The 13,336-nt window shown below is 37.5% G+C and carries 14 protein-coding genes; 12 read left to right on the top strand and 2 right to left on the bottom strand.

Features of this window, described 5'->3' with window-relative positions; translation table 11 throughout:
- Positions 1-169: 169 nt before the first annotated feature.
- Positions 170-793: a TetR/AcrR family transcriptional regulator gene (locus D5F11_RS08415; RefSeq protein WP_185830584.1), complete on the top strand. Its 624-nt coding sequence runs from the start codon at positions 170-172 to the stop codon at positions 791-793.
- Between the two features lie 761 nt (positions 794-1,554).
- Here D5F11_RS08415 and D5F11_RS08410 read toward each other — a convergent pair.
- Both D5F11_RS08410 and D5F11_RS08405 read right to left on the bottom strand, forming a co-directional pair.
- Positions 1,555-2,436 carry a DMT family transporter gene (locus D5F11_RS08410; RefSeq protein ID WP_120119038.1) on the bottom strand — a complete coding sequence of 294 codons (882 nt, stop codon included), beginning with the start codon at positions 2,434-2,436 and terminating at the stop codon, positions 1,555-1,557.
- 126 nt (positions 2,437-2,562) lie between these two features.
- Positions 2,563-2,838 carry a hypothetical protein gene (locus tag D5F11_RS08405; RefSeq protein ID WP_120119037.1) on the bottom strand — a complete coding sequence of 92 codons (276 nt, stop codon included), beginning with the start codon at positions 2,836-2,838 and terminating at the stop codon, positions 2,563-2,565.
- 61 nt (positions 2,839-2,899) lie between these two features.
- Here D5F11_RS08405 and D5F11_RS08400 point away from each other — a divergent pair, with 61 nt between their 5' ends.
- The 11 genes from D5F11_RS08400 to D5F11_RS08355 all read left to right on the top strand — a co-directional run bounded on the left by D5F11_RS08400 (position 2,900) and on the right by D5F11_RS08355 (position 13,330).
- Positions 2,900-3,082: a hypothetical protein gene (locus D5F11_RS08400; RefSeq protein ID WP_120119036.1), complete on the top strand. Its 183-nt coding sequence runs from the start codon at positions 2,900-2,902 to the stop codon at positions 3,080-3,082.
- 40 nt (positions 3,083-3,122) lie between these two features.
- Positions 3,123-4,052, top strand: a complete 930-nt coding sequence (gene glsA / locus D5F11_RS08395) for a glutaminase A (RefSeq protein WP_120119035.1) — start codon at positions 3,123-3,125, stop codon at positions 4,050-4,052.
- A 212-nt stretch (positions 4,053-4,264) separates the two neighbouring features.
- Positions 4,265-4,987, top strand: a complete 723-nt coding sequence (locus D5F11_RS08390; RefSeq protein WP_120119034.1) for a YveK family protein — start codon at positions 4,265-4,267, stop codon at positions 4,985-4,987.
- Complete coding sequence (locus D5F11_RS08385) at positions 4,974-5,612, top strand: CpsD/CapB family tyrosine-protein kinase (RefSeq protein WP_120119033.1); 639 nt, start codon at positions 4,974-4,976, stop codon at positions 5,610-5,612. The genes D5F11_RS08390 and D5F11_RS08385 overlap by 14 nt, the downstream gene beginning before the upstream one ends.
- Positions 5,613-5,914: 302 nt before the next feature.
- Positions 5,915-7,747 (top strand): polysaccharide biosynthesis protein, encoded by a 1,833-nt coding sequence (locus tag D5F11_RS08380; protein ID WP_120119032.1) that lies wholly within the window; start codon positions 5,915-5,917, stop codon positions 7,745-7,747.
- A gap of 15 nt (positions 7,748-7,762) precedes the next feature.
- Positions 7,763-8,641 (top strand): UTP--glucose-1-phosphate uridylyltransferase GalU, encoded by an 879-nt coding sequence (gene galU / locus D5F11_RS08375; RefSeq protein WP_120119031.1) that lies wholly within the window; start codon positions 7,763-7,765, stop codon positions 8,639-8,641.
- 5 nt (positions 8,642-8,646) lie between these two features.
- Positions 8,647-9,798, top strand: a complete 1,152-nt coding sequence (locus tag D5F11_RS08370; RefSeq protein ID WP_120119030.1) for a glycosyltransferase family 4 protein — start codon at positions 8,647-8,649, stop codon at positions 9,796-9,798.
- Positions 9,799-9,879: 81 nt separating this feature from the next.
- Positions 9,880-11,085 carry an O-antigen ligase family protein gene (locus D5F11_RS08365; protein WP_120119029.1) on the top strand — a complete coding sequence of 402 codons (1,206 nt, stop codon included), beginning with the start codon at positions 9,880-9,882 and terminating at the stop codon, positions 11,083-11,085.
- A gap of 1 nt (position 11,086) precedes the next feature.
- Entirely contained in the window at positions 11,087-11,932 is an 846-nt protein-coding gene (locus tag D5F11_RS08360) for a glycosyltransferase family 2 protein (protein ID WP_120119028.1), read from the top strand.
- A 213-nt stretch (positions 11,933-12,145) separates the two neighbouring features.
- Positions 12,146-12,301 carry a hypothetical protein gene (locus D5F11_RS26190; protein WP_185830583.1) on the top strand — a complete coding sequence of 52 codons (156 nt, stop codon included), beginning with the start codon at positions 12,146-12,148 and terminating at the stop codon, positions 12,299-12,301.
- Between the two features lie 24 nt (positions 12,302-12,325).
- Positions 12,326-13,330, top strand: a complete 1,005-nt coding sequence (locus D5F11_RS08355) for a glycosyltransferase family 2 protein (protein ID WP_185830582.1) — start codon at positions 12,326-12,328, stop codon at positions 13,328-13,330.
- Positions 13,331-13,336 lie beyond the last annotated feature (6 nt).

Below are 13,336 nucleotides of genomic sequence, written 5' to 3'. Positions count from 1 at the left end.
TATCACCCCAAAATTTCATGACATAACATGAGCAATTACTCGTGTTTTTCAAGCATACTTTTTCTTATTCGTGTTGTCAACGAAATATGAGTAAATACTCACCTTCGCATTGACAATTCAATAAAATAGCTTTACAATACTACTTTTAATGGAAAGGGATGATAATATATTGGGAAGCAATTTAAATGTAACAAAGCGTCGAATTCCCAAACAAAACAGGAGCATACAAAACCGGGACAAAATATTGGATGCCGGCTTAAAATTATTCAGTGAAAAAGGTTATTACGACACAACGACAAATGAAATAGCAAAAGTTGCTGGCGTATCAATAGGGAGCTTATATTCATATTTCAAGGATAAAGATGCAATATTTCTTAGTATATTGGACAACTACCATAAGAGGTTTCTCTCATTTTTCCATGAAAAAGACGAGGATTTAAGCTATGAGCTATATGCCCGTGATATTAAGCAATGGTTAAAAAACCTTATGGTCAAGTTACTTGATATACATGAATCTGTGAAGACGTTGAATAGAGAAATGAACATAATGTATCACTCAAAACCACAAGTAGCACGTATCATGGACACACAAACAGAGCGAATACGTACAATGACTATGAGTTTTATTGCTCGATCTGAGAGCAGTGTTTATGATATTGAGGCAACGTCTGCGGTTATAGTCGACTTCATTTCTACAGTAATTGATAGGATTCTTTATAAAGAAAACGATAATTTGGATAAAGATAATATCATTGAAGCTGCTGTGGACATTCTTGCAAATTATTTATCTTAGAAACCGAATAGTAAAAAAAGGTCGCATAAGTACTTATGCGACCTTTTTTAGACATAGTATAGAAATATATAATGTGAGCATCAACTCAATAAGAGGCCTGCATCTTGTCTGTTAAATCGGATTTGATACGTGGACACATCGATACCATAATTTTTAAGTATTTGAAAGATGGCGATAGTTATGGCTGAATGCGATTTTCATTTCGTGGGTCGGTCGTGATATTGAACACTTTCGCAGTTCTTTATATTATGCCAAGGGATTGTGTTTTTGGTTGGCGCAATCTTTGCCATTAGATTGTATCGAAGCAATTTTAAGTAATCCCAAAATACTTGGGTTATTCTATAATCGGGCGCAATTGTCGAACAGATAAATACGAAATCAGCGTAAGAGAACGACAATAAAATAATTTACAAAAGAGGTGCGAATTTGCACCCATTTTCAACTTGGCCTAGTGCCTGCAAAGCTCATGAGATGTGATAAAGGGATGTTGCCCCTATGTTAACTTCATTCAGCAGTAGTCTCCCACTTCTGTAAGTGGTGAGATGAAAGCATATTGGTATTCCATTCAGTAGGCGTTCAAACCCCGGCTGAATAAAGTTAAAGCCTCCGGCGGATGCCACAGATTTTCAGCGGAAATTTATCGAGCGGAGCTCGATAAAATCTGGGCGCAAATACGCCAAGGCGCATTTGATTATACAAGAATTGATTAAAATTTGACTTGGGTTTGTTTCCTAAGACTGCAACACCTGGCTTTTTACATATTACACTTTTTCACGCAACGGCATAGTTTTGAAAAGCTTAGGCTTCGTTTCTGATATCAAGATAGCTAGTAGGATCAAGGCTGCTCCAACAGCCATTTTGAATGTGATAACTTCACCTAACACTGCAATGGATAAAAGCATTCCCCAAAATGATTCCGTTGAGAGAATGATGGCCGCTTTCGTTTCCGAAATGAATTTTTGCGCCACCGTTTGCAATAGAAAGGCAGCAGCTGTACCGAAGATTCCGAGATAAACCAATGAGAAAACAGCTCCGTTCACTACAGGTACAGCGGCCTCTCCTCTGACTAGCAGGATAATAAATCCCAGAACAGCAGCAGTAAGAAGTTGAACAACTGTTAATTGAATTGGATTTTCATTTTTTACAAACTTTGCTGTATAAATGATATGAAATGCAAACACAATCGCGCAGAGGAAAGAAAGAATGTCCCCGATATTCAGTTCCGCTGAGACTCTCAGCGACAAAAGCGCGATCCCCAACATGGCCAATACCGCTCCAGTGACTTCGAATTTATCCAGCCGCTTTTTATAGATAGCCCAGCCTAACAATGGTACAATCACCACATTGACTGCTGTCAAAAAAGCATTTTTAGAAGGCGTAGTGAACTCCAGACCCACTGTTTGCAAGGCGAAGGCTACATATAAAATACTGCCCAGAAGAGCTCCTTTAAAGATCGTTTCTTTTTTGACGCCCTTCATTTTTTTATAAAAAACCAGCCCTAATATGACACCGCCAATCAAAAATCTGATCGCCATATTCTGATAAGCCGAATAGTAATCCAATGAAATGGATGTGACGACAAAGCCGCTTCCCCAAATGAAGGCTGTAAAAATAAGAGCAATTTCTCCAATATATTTACGCATAAATTTCCTCCAAAAACCAAATGTTCAAAAAATAAAATACAGCCTCCGTCCAGTGGATGGAAGCTGTCTTTAACAATAAAGACCTATCTCATATCGTATTATAAATATAAAAGAAAAAAAAGCCCTTTAACCATTTTTTATTGAGCAGAGGTACACTTTTACACTAAAAAACAATATAAAAATCAGTCCTGCTGCAAAGTAGATCAACCCTGTAATTGTCACGCCCATTCCTTCCCATCCCGTTACGATGGCAAATCCAGCAACAAACATCCATAGTCCAAGTAAAAGAAGGAAGACAGAAATGGATAAGGCAATGCATTTTTTATCAAGGACAAGGGCGAGCGCGAAAAATATTGTCAGAACAATCATGATTAGCAGTCGCAGATCAACCAGAACAGTCATAGTGCCACCCCTTTTAACTTCATTCAGCAGAAGTCTCCCACTTCTATAAGTGGTGAGATGAATGTATATTGGTATTCCATTCAGTGGGGGTTCACCCCGGCTGAATAAAGTTAAAGCCTCCGGCGGATGCCACAGATTTTCAGAGGAAATTTATCGAGCGGAGCTCGATAAAATCTGGGCGCAAATACGCCAAGGCGCATTTGATGTACTGCTATCTCCATTATATCGGGTTATTGGCTTATAATTGCCAAACGACCCGCATATACTACGAAATGGTGATGAATATGGCATGCCGTACAAAGAAAGAATTGAAAGAGCTTGTGAAAGAAGCGAGGAAATGTATAGCGCACGGAAAAGTGGCAGATTATATCCCCGCCTTAGGGAAAGCCAATCCAAAGGATTTAGCGATTGCCATCCAATACCCTGATGGAAAATGTATCTCCGCGGGTGACATCGAAAGGAAAATCACACTTCAAAGTATTTCAAAGGTGATCAGCCTAGCTCTCGTGCTAATGGATAGAGGAACAGATGAAGTATTCGGGAAAGTAGGAATGGAGCCGACTGGTGATCCGTTCAATTCCATTGCCAAATTGGAAACGATGACACCTGCCAAACCGCTTAATCCGATGATTAATGCTGGAGCGTTAGTTGTGACACAAATGATTCGGGGAGATCATGTTGAAGAACGTACCCATCGCTTACTTTCATTTATTAGAGAGCTGACAAACAATTCCTTTATCGGAATTAACGAGGAGGCGGCTCGGTCAGAATTTGAAACCTCCCAATTAAACAGAGCTCTATGTTATTTTTTAAAACATCATAAAATCATTGAGGAAGACGTTGAGACTTTGATGGATTTATATACGAGGCAGTGTGCAATCGAAATGAACTGTCTGGAATTGGCTAGAATGGGAATGATCTTTGCAATGAATGGCCTTGATCCTGACAGCGGTAAACAAATCATTCCCGAAAATATCGCCCGCATTTGTAAAACATTTATGGTCACATGCGGCATGTACAACGCATCAGGTGAATTTGCCATCAAAATTGGAATCCCGGCAAAAAGCGGGGTTTCCGGCGGAATCATGGGAGCTGTTCCTCAAAAGTTCGGCATTGGAATATTCGGCCCGGCTTTGGACCAAAAAGGGAACAGCATCGCTGGAATGAAATTATTGGAACTGTTATCTGAGACTTATCAACTGAGTATGTTTTAGGGGCCTCATGCATAATATTGCGATATCATTGGCTTTTCAGATCTCTCAATAAAAATCAGTTGAAAATAATCGAAAAGAAGTTCCATTATTTTGTTGACTTGTTCTTTATAAAGAACTACAATGTGTTTAACAGAGATGGATTTGGTTAATGGAGTATTTTTTTATTTGCTATGTTCTTAATAAGAAACGAAATAAAAGATAAGGTGGTCTTTATGAATCGATTCGATCATACAACAGGAAAAGAAATGAATCTTAAAGAGCTTTTGAAAATTGTAAGAAAGCGATTATGGTTAATTGCACTTATCACAGTGAGTGTGACAGCAGCCGGTTGGATTTTTACCACCTTTGATCATACGTCTCCAAAGTATCAGGCATCGACCAACATTATTATTGATGCAGAAACTGAATATCGGAATACACTTCAAGTGGTGATTAAAGATACCACAGTTCTGGAAGCGGTTGTTAATGAACTGGATCTTGCCCAATCGCCTGAAGCTTTGGCTAAGCAGGTATATGTCGAAAGCATAGATGATACACAAGTGGTGAAGATCAGTGTGGTAGATTCAGACCCAACACTCGCAGCAAGTATAGCCAATACAACAGCAAAGGTTTTTAAAAGGAAAGTTCCAAGCATAGTGGATATTAATGGTGTAAGGGTATTATCGAAGGCAAAAACAAATGTTACACCAATGAAGACTAACGAGACTAAAATATTGCTTGCATCGTTTATTTTGGGAATTGTTTCTGGTCTAGGTCTAGTATTTATCATGGATTATTTTGATGACTCCATTAAGTCTGAACGTGATATTGAAAAACTGCTTGGAATGCAAGTGCTGGGCACTGTCTCTAAAAAGAAAAAAACAAATAAAAAAATAAGAAAGAGAAGAAGAAGAAGAGAACTGAAATTCAGGGGGGAAACAATTGGAATTGATTAAACAGCCAACTTCTCGGTTTAAAAAGAGAGTTGATATTACAAATGAAGAATTAATTATTGCAGAGCAATATCGTACGATAGGAACCAATATTCAATTCATTATCGAAGGAGAAAAAAACACTATTTTGATCACATCTCCGGGTAGAGGGGAAGGCAAATCTGTCACTACTGCCAATATAGCTCTCTCGATTGCCCAGCAGGGTGAAGAAGTGTTGCTAATAGATGCAAATTTTAGAAATCCGTCATTGCATAAAACCTTTAATGTTCCAAACATTCATGGCTTTACGGATGTTCTTGCTGGAAAAATTACCTTTAAAGAAGCTGTGGTCTCTTCTCAGGTGGAAGGGATTCACATTCTGACGAGCGGCACTTTCCCTTTGAATCTGTTGACCCAAAAGGTGAAGCAGCTATTGGAGAGTATAAAGCAATCATACAATATGGTTTTGATTGATTCGCGGCCAATTCTCGAAGCGAATGATACAAAGATTTTAGCGAACATTTGTGACGGAGTGGTGTTAGTAGTCAGGCAAGATGATACAAGCATGGAAAATGCCTTTGAATCGAAGAAAATACTCGAATATGCTCAAGCCAAAATGATCGGAGTAGTTTTAAACGAAAAAAGGTAGAACATAATTTTTTTTTAGTATCTCATTCGTTATTAAGAACAAATCTTTGGTTGAAAAGCACAAACTGGAAATGTCTCCTTTCCACTATCAATGGAGGTACTCGATCATGCTGTGGGTTAATGAACCTTAGACGCCAGTCGTCAGTGGTGTGGTGTGAGGAAGGGTTAGATGCCCGTATAATAAAGATTTTAATTATGGAGTTTATTTGTTTTTTTTTTTTCTATATTTCATCAACATTTTAAAAACTCTATAATTAAGACCTTTATTACTTTATAAAAAAGCAACTAAAAGAGGGGATTCATATGACTTATCGAAATAGGATATCCTTGTTTATCGTTGTAGATTCATGCATTGTTCTCACAGCTATTTTATTCAGCAGTTTTTTGGTAAACGGGGGCCTCGAAACCTTTACTGTTCCAATATTGATCAGTTCTGTTTCCATTCTGGCCAGTCATCATGTATTTTCGTTCATCTTCAGAGTTTATAAAAAAGCCTGGGAATATGCGAGTGTTGGAGAATTTATCATCATTTTTAAAGTGGTGACATTATCTATTCTGACTGCCGGCATTCTTCAACAAATCACCTTGAATACAGTATATTTTAGACTTTTGGTGGTCACTTGGCTGCTTCACATGTTGTTAATAGGCTATTCACGATTTTGTTGGCGGGTCTACAGAGATCATGATTTGAGTAAGACAACTAATAAGAAAAGAACACTAATCATTGGGGCAGGGTCAGCGGGAACCATGGTAGCAAGGCAATTATTAAAGACTAATGATGCCGAATTGCTGCCGGTCGCATTTATTGATGACAATGATAAAAAACACCGTTTGGAGATTCTAGGTGTTCCTGTATACGGTGATGTAAAGAATATAGAGAAGGCTGTCCGGGATTTAAGTATAGTAAATATTATTATTGCGATCCCTTCATTATCTAAAAAGAGATTAAATAGAATTTTTCAGGAATGTGCGAAAACAAAAGCTAAAACGCAAATCCTCCCAATGCTGGAAGATCTTGTGACAGGAAAAGTTTCCGTTAACCAATTTCGTGACGTGGAAGTGGAGGACCTGTTGGGAAGAGAGCCGATAGATTTGGATATTGAGAGCATTTCGGAATATGTGATGGATAAAACAGTATTGGTGACCGGGGCGGGAGGGTCGATCGGATCTGAGATCTGTCGTCAGATCTGTCATTTCAAACCGGGAAAATTAATTTTGCTTGGGCATGGGGAAAACAGCATCCATGCAATAGAAATGGAGCTGAAAGAAAGGTTCGGGCATATACCTATACAAATTTTAACCGAAATAGCAGATTTGAAGGATGCAAAAAAAATGCGCTCTGTCATGGGTACATATCGTCCTGATGTTGTTTACCATGCCGCTGCACATAAACATGTGCCATTAATGGAAAGAAATCCCGAAGAAGCCGTAAAAAATAACATTATCGGAACAAAAAATGTGGCAGAAGCAGCCAGTTGGTCTGGTGTAGGAATATTTGTGATGATTTCAACAGATAAAGCCGTTAACCCGACGAGCGTGATGGGGGCGACAAAGCGACTTGCTGAAATGGTTGTCCAGCATATGGATCAAAAAAGCGAAACCAAATTTGTAGCTGTGCGCTTTGGAAATGTATTGGGAAGCCGTGGCAGTGTCGTGCCAATTTTTAAGAAGCAGATCGAAAAAGGGGGCCCTGTTACTGTCACCCATCCGGAAATGGTGCGTTATTTCATGACTATACCTGAAGCTTCAAGGTTAGTTATCCAGGCCGGTGCTCTGGCACAAGGCGGAGAGATCTTTGTTTTGGATATGGGGGATCCGGTGAAGATTGTTGACCTAGCTAAAAACCTGATCAAATTATCAGGTTTTTCTACTGAAGAAATTGGAATTGAATTTACCGGGATCAGGCCGGGTGAAAAGCTTTTTGAAGAATTATTAAAGGATGATGAAGTGCATGAACAACAAGTGTATCCCAATATTTACATAGGGAAGACATCGGCACTTTTCCTTGATGAAATTAACGAAATGATCGAAGTTTACGGCACTTTGGAAAAAGATGTTTTAAGGAATATGCTTATTCATATGGCTAATAAGCAGGTAAATACAATACCTGAACTACTAATATCAGCTTCAGGATGAAGGAGAGGGAAAGTAATGAAGGTAAGAAAAGCAATCATCCCGGCAGCAGGGTTGGGGACAAGGTTTCTGCCGGCCACAAAGGCAATGCCGAAGGAAATGTTGCCAATCGTTGATAAACCGACGATCCAGTATATTGTAGAAGAAGCGATCGATTCAGGAATTGAGGATATTATCATTGTGACGGGAAAAGGAAAGCGCGCGATTGAGGACCATTTTGACCATTCTTTTGAACTTGAGCAGAATCTGATAGATAAAGGGAAGTTTGACTTGTTGGACCAGGTTCAAAAATCATCAAAGATGGTAGATATTCACTATATTCGACAAAAAGAGCCAAAGGGATTGGGCCATGCGGTTTGGTGTGCCCGGAAATTCATAGGAAATGAACCGTTCGCAGTGTTATTGGGCGATGACATTGTTAGAGCGGAGAAGCCTTGTCTAAAGCAGATGATGGAACAATACGAACGCTATAATGCAACTATCCTTGGAGTTCAAACCGTCAAAGAAGAGGAAGTTTCAAGGTATGGAATAATGGATGGAAATACAATTAATGACCGTTTTTACAGTGTTAATAACCTGGTAGAAAAGCCAAAACAGGAGGAAGCTCCTTCCAACCTGGCAATCATGGGAAGGTATATTCTTAGCTCGAGGATTTTTGAAATATTGGCTGAACAAGCGCCGGGTGCAGGAGGAGAAATTCAGTTGACGGATGCAATCGCGGAATTAAATCGCTTTGAAGCGGTCTATGCCTTTGACTTTGAAGGCGTTCGTTATGATGTGGGTGAAAAAATGGGCTTTATTCAAACAACAATTGAGTTGGCTTTGCAAAGGGAAGATATAGGAAATGAGTTAATGGAGTATCTGTCTTCAGTTGTTGACAGGCAATTCATCAGGTAAAGGACATGGTAAGGAAAGTATTATTTTGTGCGACCGTAGATACTCATTTTAGTTCTTTTCATTTGCCGTATTTACAGTGGTTTAAGCAACAGGGCTGGGAAGTTCATGTAGCTGCTGCGGGCAATGAGATTCTGCCTTACGTTGACAAAAAGTTCAATATTCCAATTGGACGATCCCCGTTTAGCAGAAGTAACAGAGGGGCTTATAAAGAATTGCGTTCAATTATAGAGGAGAATCAGTACGCCATCATTCACTGTCATACCCCTATGGGCGGCGTGTTATCCAGACTGGCAGCCCGAAAATCCAGAAGGCGGGGGACCAAGGTGATTTACACAGCACACGGATTTCACTTCTTTAAAGGTGCCCCTTTGATCAACTGGCTTATATACTACCCGATTGAAAAAATGCTCGCTCATTATACAGATTACTTAATTACCATTAATATAGAAGACTTTACAAGGGCTGTAAAAAATCGATTTAAGGCAAATATGATTGAGCATGTACACGGAGTTGGAGTCAATACGGATTTTTATACCCCTGTAAAAAAAATTCATAAAGCAAAACTAAGGGAAAAGTATCATTATTCTGATGATGCTTTTTTAATGTTTAATGCGGCCGAGTTCAATAAAAATAAAAACCAAAAAGTGTTGATTAAAGCGTTGGCTCTTATAAAAGAACAAGTGCCACATGCACGACTGTTACTGGCTGGGGAAGGTCCGCTTTTTAATGAATGTAAGCATCTTTCAATTGAACTGGGTGTGGAAAAAATGGTCGACTTTCTGGGTTATAGAAATGACATACAATCACTGTTAAACATGAGTGATATAGCAGTGGCTTCAAGCCTGCGTGAAGGCTTGCCGGTAAATGTTATGGAAGCGATGGCATGCAGTTTGCCCATTATAGCCTCAGATAATAGAGGCCATAGGGAACTTGTGGTCAATGATCAGAATGGCTGGCTTTTTAACAATAATCCAGTGGAGTTTTCGGAAAAAATTACACTCCTTTATAAAGATAAACACTTAAGGAGCCATTTCGGAAAACAGGGGAGAAAAATCATACTTGAAAAATATGACTTAAGCAAAGTCATGGAAGAAAAGAAAAAAATTTATCTGAACGTTATGGATGAAGTGGAGGAGGAACAGTGGGTAAGCCATTAAGAGTCTTGCACGTTGTAGTAAATATGAACTTTGTGAAGTGAAGCCGTAAAGTAGGGTGAAAAAATCGAAAAAGGTGTTGAGATGGAGTATAAAATAAATCAGGATGAGACGTTATTTTTTGAGAAATTTTTAATTCTAGTTATGGTTCTATTTTTTGGGTTCACATCACTGAGATTTGGAATGGTAGGAATTGGTGAAGTTATATTATTATTTTTTTGTGTTTCACAGATACTACGACAAGAATCTATTTTAATCTCATTACAAGACCACATCTTTTCAGTTTTTTGGATACTTTTTCTATATATGGTCACACTAGGGTTTATTATAAACAGCATATTTGATATTTCACTGCAATCAGTTTCCTTTGATTATAAAGCATATATAGTGATACTTTTTCTATGTTTTACTTTTGAATCAATATTTAAGAAGAGAAGCTCTTTGAATCTAAATGGATTATTACGATTTATTTTTTTTGGTGGATTAATAGTAGTTGGAATCCTATACCTATTTTATGTACAGGGAATATATCAAATATTCGGATACTATTTAACTTATGGCGGTGCAGAAATCTTTTCACCATTTGCCAATGATTACCATCAATTTGCATATTTTCTTTCTCCACTGCCATTTGTTGGTCTCTATATAATAAAAAATGAAAACAGATATGGTATGAAGTTTATTGCAGCCTTGGGTATAGTCTTATACATTAGCGCGGGGATAGCGACCTCATCAAATACCTTAGTTTCCTCGTGGGTTAATACAACCCTTATTTTTTTTATTTTGATGATTTGGGGTAAATTAAAGAGGCAATATAAATCAACAAATCTAATTTTATTATTTGTTTGTTTTGTACTATTGGCATTGCTTTTTAGTTATGAGGGAATTATTGCAATAGTAAAGCAATTTTTTGAAGATAGCTCCAATGGTGAACATAGAATCTTACTTTGGATCAACGCCTTAAAAGCATGGAAATACTCTCCCATTGTCGGGTTAGGTCCTGGTTCTTATACAGGTAATGTAGTATTTGGAGGATATGAAGCTCATAATACTTTTTTACAGATATTGACGCAAGGCGGAATATTAGCTGCCTTAGCATATTTAGTTTTCATTTTTAGATTAATAAAGGTTACACGTTTAAATCTCTATATATTATGTGCGACTGTTACATTAATCATGTACGGTTTTGGAATTAATGATTTACGACGGACTGTACTCTGGTTTTATTTTATTTTATTTTATTTTCTGTGTATGAATACAGAAAAAGAGAAAGCGCAAAGAGGTGCATGATATGGCAGCTGTTACAATAGGCATTCCATTCTACAATAATGAAGAAACCCTAAAGTATGCAATTCAATCCGTCATTAACCAAACATATGTAGATTGGCATCTCTACCTAATAAATGATGGTTCAACAGATCGCTCTTTGGAAATTGCCAGACAGTTTGAGTCCTCTAAGATAAAGATTATTGATGATGGAGAAAATAAGGGGTTAATAAGTCGATTAAATCAATTGATTGATATAAGTGAGTCGGAATACTTTGTTAGGATGGATGCAGATGACATCATGGTTCCAGAAAGAATTGAGAGGCAAATTTCATTGCTTGAAGCACGGCCTGAAATAGATTTGGCTGGGGCAAGTGCGTATATCATAAATAACAATAACAGTGTAACGGGAATAAGAATCGCTTCAATAAGGGGAGGCGGACCGAGTGGTATTTTAAAAAATGGGCTGTTTATACATCCAACTGTAACAGGTAGAACGAGATGGTTTAAAAAATATAAATATAAAGAAGGATTTTATCGTGCAGAAGATCTTGAATTATGGTGTAGATCTAGTGAGACATCGAATTTCGCAATTATAAAAGAACCTCTATTATTTTATAGAGATTCTTCGCTTATGAATTTGGCTAAGTATAAAGAAAGTAGTAAAACAGTTAGGAAAATTATTAAATTATATGCAAATAGTTCAAAACAAAAAGTAATATTGTTATTTAAAGAAAATTTTAAAATCAGTGTTTATACTATACTTGATTTGCTTCGTTTTACTAAAGTTGCAAATAGGCGAAGGAATAGCAGTATTGACCAGCTACAAGCTGAAAAAGCGTTGGCTGTTTTACGAAGTAGTATTAATTAAANGTTTTACTAAAGTTGCAAATAGGCGAAGGAATAGCAGTATTGACCAGCTACAAGCTGAAAAAGCGTTGGCTGTTTTACGAAGTAGTATTAATTAAATTTAACTTCATTCAGCAGAAGCCTCCCACTTCTGTAAGTGGTGAGATGAATGCATATAGGTTTCCATTTAGTGGGGGTTCAAACCCCGGCTGAATAAAATTAAAACCTCCTTAGGGTGCCACAGATTTTCAGAGGAATTTATCGAGCGGAGCTCGATAAAATCTGGGCGCAAACACGCCAAGGCGCATTTGATTTAATATCATACAGGCCCGCTAAAGTATGCGAGCTTTTATTTATTCTAAAAGACTTTGAGAAAGTCGATTCGGGCTGAGAATACTTTATAAGGGAAATGATAATGAAAATTAGTATTATCGTAGCTGCATATAACGTTGAAGACTATATTGAGAAGTGTCTGGAATCAATTACTACGCAAACATATAAAAATTTGGAGATCATCGTTGTGAATGATGGATCAACAGATAACACGCTTGGTGTTGTTGAAAGTATTTCTAGAAAAGATGAAAGAGTTACCATTATCGATAAAATCAATGGAGGACTGAGTTCTGCTCGAAATGCAGGGTTAGGAGAGGCTACCGGTGATTTCATTGGTTTTATCGATGGAGATGATTATATTGCTGAGGATATGTATGAAACGCTCTTGGAGGAAATGGTTAAAAATAACTGTGATATTGCCATGTGTGCAATATCAAGGGTATTTAAGAATCATACAGAATCGGACTGTATGATTGAACAATCAAAAGTTCTGAATAGGGAAGAAGCAATAAAAGCTTTGATTGAAGAGGAATATGTGAAGCACTATGCTTGGAATAAACTATATAAATCATCACTGTTTTTAAATATCAGGTACCCTGAAGGTAAATTGTATGAAGATATATTTACCACCTATAAACTGTTTTCGCAAGCCAATAAACTGACATATTCTAATAAAATCGGATACTACTATATGCAAAGACAAGGAAGCATTTTAAGATCAAAATTTAATATAAGAAAGCTGGATAGTATTCAAGCTTTTCACGAATTCAAGGCTTATGTAGATATTCAATACCCTAGCCTAAGTGATCAAATATTATGGAGGGCAAATTTATCAGTCATCAACTCGTTATTGGATATGCTTAAATCAGAAGCAGTGTTTGATAATTGTCAATTTCATGTGGAAGGCTCAAAACTTATAAAAGCGGTTCGAAAAAACATTTATTTTTACACTGTGGGATCAAATATTCCTCTTACCTTCAGGCTGCTCGCCATCTTGTCTCTGAGTAATTATTCTTTTATGAGGCTTTTGTTTAAAACGCCTATGGTTAAGAATATTGTGATGAACAAGTCAGTGAAATTATTGTAAATACGA

Source organism: Siminovitchia terrae, assembly GCF_003605405.2.
Taxonomy (GTDB): domain Bacteria; phylum Bacillota; class Bacilli; order Bacillales; family Bacillaceae_C; genus Siminovitchia; species Siminovitchia terrae.
The sequence above is the reverse complement of the archived record's forward strand: the minus strand, read 5'-3'. Positions and strand labels throughout refer to the sequence as shown.

Excerpts from the sequence above, each read along its gene's own strand:
- D5F11_RS08400 (WP_120119036.1), top strand. The coding sequence starts at position 2,900 with ATGTATATTGGTATTCCATTCAGTGGGGGTTCACCCCGGCTGAATAAA.
- D5F11_RS08405 (WP_120119037.1), bottom strand. The coding sequence starts at position 2,838 with ATGACTGTTCTGGTTGATCTGCGACTGCTAATCATGATTGTTCTGACA.
- D5F11_RS08390 (WP_120119034.1), top strand. The coding sequence starts at position 4,265 with ATGAATCGATTCGATCATACAACAGGAAAAGAAATGAATCTTAAAGAG.
- D5F11_RS08355 (WP_185830582.1), top strand. The coding sequence starts at position 12,326 with ATGAAAATTAGTATTATCGTAGCTGCATATAACGTTGAAGACTATATT.
- glsA (WP_120119035.1), top strand. The coding sequence starts at position 3,123 with ATGGCATGCCGTACAAAGAAAGAATTGAAAGAGCTTGTGAAAGAAGCG.
- D5F11_RS08365 (WP_120119029.1), top strand. The coding sequence starts at position 9,880 with ATGGAGTATAAAATAAATCAGGATGAGACGTTATTTTTTGAGAAATTT.
- D5F11_RS08380 (WP_120119032.1), top strand. The coding sequence starts at position 5,915 with ATGACTTATCGAAATAGGATATCCTTGTTTATCGTTGTAGATTCATGC.
- D5F11_RS08370 (WP_120119030.1), top strand. The coding sequence starts at position 8,647 with ATGGTAAGGAAAGTATTATTTTGTGCGACCGTAGATACTCATTTTAGT.
- galU (WP_120119031.1), top strand. The coding sequence starts at position 7,763 with ATGAAGGTAAGAAAAGCAATCATCCCGGCAGCAGGGTTGGGGACAAGG.
- D5F11_RS08360 (WP_120119028.1), top strand. The coding sequence starts at position 11,087 with ATGGCAGCTGTTACAATAGGCATTCCATTCTACAATAATGAAGAAACC.
- D5F11_RS08410 (WP_120119038.1), bottom strand. The coding sequence starts at position 2,436 with ATGCGTAAATATATTGGAGAAATTGCTCTTATTTTTACAGCCTTCATT.